The sequence below is a fragment of the Pseudovibrio axinellae genome, from assembly GCF_900110875.1.
Lineage (GTDB): Bacteria > Pseudomonadota > Alphaproteobacteria > Rhizobiales > Stappiaceae > Pseudovibrio > Pseudovibrio axinellae.
Window position 1 is genome coordinate 1 of sequence record NZ_FOFM01000047.1, and the last position, 5,151, is coordinate 5,151.

Annotated in this window: 6 protein-coding genes; all 6 read right to left on the reverse strand. The window is 47.8% G+C overall.

Annotated features, from left to right (window positions below):
• Window positions 1-266: 266 nt before the first annotated feature.
• On the reverse strand, window positions 267-818 hold the full coding sequence (locus BMZ51_RS22995) for a hypothetical protein (RefSeq protein WP_068009056.1): 552 nt from the start codon (window positions 816-818) through the stop codon (window positions 267-269).
• Window positions 819-879: 61 nt separating this feature from the next.
• Window positions 880-1,392, reverse strand: a complete 513-nt coding sequence (locus tag BMZ51_RS23000) for an SMI1/KNR4 family protein (protein WP_068009053.1) — start codon at window positions 1,390-1,392, stop codon at window positions 880-882.
• A gap of 7 nt (window positions 1,393-1,399) precedes the next feature.
• Window positions 1,400-2,095, reverse strand: coding sequence for an HNH endonuclease family protein (locus BMZ51_RS23005; RefSeq protein WP_063318963.1), 696 nt, complete (start codon window positions 2,093-2,095; stop codon window positions 1,400-1,402).
• A gap of 12 nt (window positions 2,096-2,107) precedes the next feature.
• A complete protein-coding gene (locus BMZ51_RS23010; RefSeq protein WP_068009050.1) occupies window positions 2,108-3,463 on the reverse strand; it encodes a hypothetical protein in 1,356 nt (451 codons plus the stop codon).
• A gap of 10 nt (window positions 3,464-3,473) precedes the next feature.
• Window positions 3,474-4,394 (reverse strand): DUF4123 domain-containing protein, encoded by a 921-nt coding sequence (locus BMZ51_RS23015; protein WP_068009047.1) that lies wholly within the window; start codon window positions 4,392-4,394, stop codon window positions 3,474-3,476.
• A gap of 1 nt (window position 4,395) precedes the next feature.
• The coding region (locus BMZ51_RS24195) for a bacteriophage T4 gp5 trimerisation domain-containing protein (RefSeq protein ID WP_425287462.1) at window positions 4,396-5,151 on the reverse strand (756 nt) is incomplete at its 5' end.

Consider the following 5,151-nt stretch of genomic DNA (forward strand, 5'->3'; position numbering starts at 1 on the left):
TAATAGCCGGTGTCGGGGGAAAACAGCCATGGCCTGACCCAATATCTCCCAATCGTGCTGCTTTTGGCATTTCGCCTCTCCTTCAAAATCAAAAATCAAAATCCGATGAAGCCCGCAACGAGCTCTGACAAAACCAAATCTAACGGGCCTGAATTTTCTCAAAATTTATAGTCCAAGCTTAAATCACCGAGAAAAAACACGTGACTTTTATTGCCGTTCTCGTACTGGTATCCCCAGCTCCCCATCCCACCTGTTTGAACAGAAGGTTACTCACCAAAATCCTCTTTCCATTCCTCAATATCATCCTCATCTGCAGACAGAGCGTTGATAAATTCGTCAAAACTGTCGCCAAGTTTGGTTATGCCTTCAATATCAGAGGGGATGTCATCCATATCATCATCAAGAACTAGAGGTTTGATATCCTCAAGCGCAAACACCTTACCAATACACTTGCCCCTGATAACCAATCCAATCGATAAATGAGTGCCATACGCAATAATAAGAGCATCATTGACATTGCCTCGTATCATCGAACCTTCAAGCTGTTTTGTACAAGAAACAACCGTGATCGCTGACTCAAATCCATACTCTGGATGCGGAGCAAGACGCGCAAAAAAATCAATATAAAGAGATTCATTATCCTTCTCAAAACAGCAGGGAAGAGGATCAGATCCTGTTCCATTTTCCTTGCAAAAGGTCAGATACTGCTTCAGGCTTTCATGATCCTGAAAACTGAACTCGAATGCCTTTTCATGATAGGCAATTCCTGTGTCCAACTGATCTTTTAAATCCGGATATCCATATTTTATAGCCTGCATACCTACTCCGAAATAAACCACCAACTAAGCACAGCAAACCCATCTCACAATCAACTTTCTATCAAACCCCATCAGGCAGATCATCAACAATTCGCGAGAAAAAGCTGCTAAAACTATCCGCCATGATGAAACATTCCTCAAGAAAATCTTCCGTCGTCTCTAGTTCTTCTTCAGTTTCATCATCAAAACTAAAAACATGGCCAGTTTTCAGATCCATTAATATGTGTTCATGCTCTGCACCATTTGCAATTTTAATGTAATCATCAGGCGCAAAATAGTTATCTCTCAAGTCTTTAGTCTGGAATGCGACTGTAGAAGTGAAGAAAAATCTTTCAAATGTTTTATTAATACATTTATCTACTTCTTCAGAAATATGCATGAAGGTTGTAATAGCGGCCACCGTATGATCATCACTATTATAATAACATGCGCCACCTCCATTCAGATATCCGCCATTATATTTTTTCAAAAAAGCAAGATAATCATCCGGAACTGGGTATTTGGCCCAAGCTTTAAAGGCATCAACTTCACTGTCATCAGCAGGCTGCACAATTGGATTAACAAGAGGCATCATTTTTCCTTTACTTCTTCGCATTTCTCGAAAATTCACCATGATGTTTAAAGAGCTGATGAACGTCCTCATCAACAGCAATCATGCTCGTACCCCCGTTATGGTGCCATTGGTAAAAAGGCGTCTCGTTAAAAGCTTTCTCTGCTTTTTTTTTATCAGCATCACGAGCTCTTTTTTTCGCATCTTTACGACCTTTTTTCGTGTCGAGATCATACAAATGCGCGTAATCATCTGGATGCGCCAATCTAGTCAACTCTACTTCACTATCGGGATAGACAGCCTCAACAAGTTCACCACTCTTCGATTCATTTCTAACACTGTAGAAGTCGGGATTTCCATCCTTATCGTAAGGCACACTATAAGTATCGCCACTTGGATGCTTCATATGAACCTTGTAGGACCCATCCGCATATTTTTCAGCTTTGACAAAGTTCTCATTATTTTTTGTCGGAGTACCTTTGGGCCGTTGCGCTTCCCACTCTTTAGCACTTAATTTTGTTTTTTCTCCCTTGTTTAGTCCTTTTGGCCCACTGGGAGGAACCCTCTTCGCCGCGGCAGTTGAACTATCAATAACATCGGGAGCTTTGCCATTCTTTTTGATATTGGTCATCCCGTTCAGCCCGGCGGCTTCTCCGCCTGCTTTTCGACCAGCGATCAATCCGGCCTGACCAGCATTTCGAGCTGCTGATGAAGGAGCTTTTGCCATATCTCTCTCCTTTTAGCTCGGCGCACTGGCTTGGAGTGCGGAGGCCGTTCCACCAGCCGCCGCACCACTAGCCGCAGCATTTTTAAAAATCTTCACCGCATCTTTTGTCAGAGCCCGGATGGTGTCTTCATCACGAAGATTGCCAACTGCAAATTTGATGATCTTGCGAACAAATTCCTGAAACACATCGTCAAGCTTTCCGAGTGCTTTTTCGACCATGCCAACTGCCTTGGATGCGAATTCTACAATCTTGCTAACTGCCAGTTCCGCTGCTTTGATCAACCCGGACGTGTCACGCAACCCCCACAAGGTCCAGCTTGCCCGTGCTTCTGCCAGCGCCTTGCTGGCTTGTTGCTGCATGGTAGCCAGAAACTTTTTGAAGAGGCCCATAGCCTCCTTGATCAGTTTCTGAAAATCGGCCGCCAGATCCTGAAGCCATTTGACGGCATTGCCGGAAGAAAAGAAGCGCGCCACAGCCATGACGGAATTGATCATTTCTGGTGATGCGGCCTTCTTGAAGGATTTCAGGAAATCGCCTGTCGCCTTCAAAAATGGTTTGCAGGCATTGAAAATGGTTTTGAAAACCCCCTTGGCGACCGATCCAACAGTAGGGACCAGTCCGATGGTGCAAATGCCTAGCGATAGCCACAGCAACCAGCCTTCTTCCTCCCGCACCTTGCTGTCACAAAGCTTGAGCACAATCGCAGAAACATCCCTGAGATCGCCAACCTGATCGATAATAGGAATGGCCGTCAGCGCTGCATCGAAGATAATCTGCCCGGTTGTCGGATTGTCATTCCACTCTCCTTGCAGCGCACCCCATATCCAGCCAAACCAGCTTTCATCATCAGCATCCAGTTTCCGTAGGGTATCTCTCGCGTTTTCCTCAATCCGCTTATACTCATTGACTTTTCGCTGTGTATCATCGTCCAACCCACCAAACAGACGACCAAGCGCAGTACCGTCAATCTCGTCGCGCATGCGCTCCGCTTCATCCCGCGCAAGACGCGCACGAACAATATCTTGGTTTTTCAGATAATCTGGATTCCGCTTCTGCTGGTTTTCCGGCTTGTATTCAATGGCATCCTCACCGGCCAGCACCATGGCAGCCTCGTTTGGCAGACCATAGATCGCCACCATGCCATTATCGCCACAGGTGCCGTTGGTCTCTGCGCCCCCCTCCATGATCAAATGAAACGGAGCTCCTGGAGACGGGAAAAAATCCTCATAATGAACAAAAACGGCCAATGCATTCGGACAATGGTCACAAATCCTGTCCGGGTGTTCCTTGACCGTCGAAAAATCAAGATCGGCCAGGTCAATCACATCTCCGGTTGGCTGACCGCCTGCTGTTTCTGCCTGTGTCATCGCCCCTGTCCTATGCTGCACCAAGCCTGGACGCATCCTTGCGCCTGGCCACCTGCGTCAATCGTTCGATTTTTGATTGCCCGGACATAAAATCTGGCCCGGAAAGAATGGACTTCGCCTCTGGCAGTACGCCATTTTCGTGGAAGCCCTCACCAAAAGCAGTCGTCAGGACAATGAACTTCACCTTGTCCCGTTCCATTTCAAATCCAAGCTTTTTGGCGGTCTTCTCCGATCTTGCAACGAGTGCTAGCAAGTCCTTGTCACCTCGGTCAGTCAGCTTTTCGCCAAAGCCCTTACGCAGAAAATCCAAAATGCGTTCATGCCGAAGCTCAGTCTGCTTGCCTCGCAATGCTTCGAACTGCCTGGCACCTACCCGGTAGGGCGGAAGGCTGGCAATCCCGGTTTCTTCGGTGTGATTGATGCGATAGGTATAAAAGCGTTTGTCCTTGCTGTTCGGTGCGATATGGAAAGCCCCTAAATCACCACAGAAGGCTTGGGCCATTTCTGGTGTCATTGAGCTCAAAAATGTTTCGAGAAGGCGCGGGTCGTAGAAACGGAAGAGAACAGTTGTGTTCCCTTTGGGCGGATAGACATTTACCCAGTTCCGCCAATGCTGAACGAGATGGGACGTAGCAACCCTATCAGATGTCTCGAGAAAGAAGCCCCAAGCATCATCACTTTGCGTCAGGCTAACAATATGCTCCCACATCTCGTCCTTGGGTCGGACGAGATGGGGCGCTTCCGTATTGTAATAATCCTCAGCCAGCTCCTCATAGAGACAAAAGCCATCCTCTTTCAGATCAGCCGCATGTCCGGGAACATCCTTATTCCCGCAGGCATCAACAAGAGCAAACAATCTGCCCTCATCACGAAGAGACGCCAGATCATCCCAGCTGACATGGTCAGGGATATTGGTATAGGACAACGCCATATCACCTGTATCCCCGGTCAGTTGCAAGCTCAGCGGCTTTCGGGTCCGTTGGCTCTTCAGCCGGTGGTGGGGCGGCATCGGCCGCCGTTCCCGGGCTACCACCCTGATTGATTTTTACCTTATTGCCGACGATCGTAACCCCGCCGGAATCAATCTTGACGAAACCACCCGGCCCCTTGATGGTCAGTTCTTCGGTGCCTTCCAGAACAACATTGGGTGCCTTGACCGTGGTCTTGCCCAAAATGGTCGTCGTCGAGCCTCCTTCAACCTTGAGGCTGTCCGATCCCTTGATCATGGTGGAGCGGTTAGCACGAAAACTGTTTACGACAGCTCCGTAAACCGTTGTATGCAGGGCGTTATAGACCTTGAAAAGCAGTTTGCCGCCGAAGATCCAGTTCGTCTCATTATCAATGCGACGATATTCATCTTTTGCTATGTGCTGATAATGGTTGTTCTTGACCAGCAGGTGTCGGTTGTTCTCGACAACCTGATGCCGGTCATGCCGGATATGTTCACGCCGGTCATTCTCGACAATGATGTCCTGATCTTTTTGGGCATGAACATATACTTGTTCCATGCCGGCCTGATCTTCAAACCGCAATTCGTTCGAACCCACACCCTTGTGGGTATCCGACTTGATTGTCATAACCGTTTTAAAGTCCGGCAGGGTGTAAGGAGACTTATTGTTGTTGTGATACGTCCGCCCCGTAATAATCGGCTGGTCGGGGTCGCCTTCCAGGAAGTCTACGATGACTTC

What these genes read in the sequence shown, in the direction of transcription:
- BMZ51_RS22995 (WP_068009056.1), bottom strand. Translation starts at nt 818, where the DNA reads ATGCAGGCTATAAAATATGGATATCCGGATTTAAAAGATCAGTTGGAC.
- BMZ51_RS23000 (WP_068009053.1), bottom strand. Translation starts at nt 1,392, where the DNA reads ATGATGCCTCTTGTTAATCCAATTGTGCAGCCTGCTGATGACAGTGAA.
- BMZ51_RS23005 (WP_063318963.1), bottom strand. Translation starts at nt 2,095, where the DNA reads ATGGCAAAAGCTCCTTCATCAGCAGCTCGAAATGCTGGTCAGGCCGGA.
- BMZ51_RS23010 (WP_068009050.1), bottom strand. Translation starts at nt 3,463, where the DNA reads ATGACACAGGCAGAAACAGCAGGCGGTCAGCCAACCGGAGATGTGATT.
- BMZ51_RS23015 (WP_068009047.1), bottom strand. Translation starts at nt 4,394, where the DNA reads ATGGCGTTGTCCTATACCAATATCCCTGACCATGTCAGCTGGGATGAT.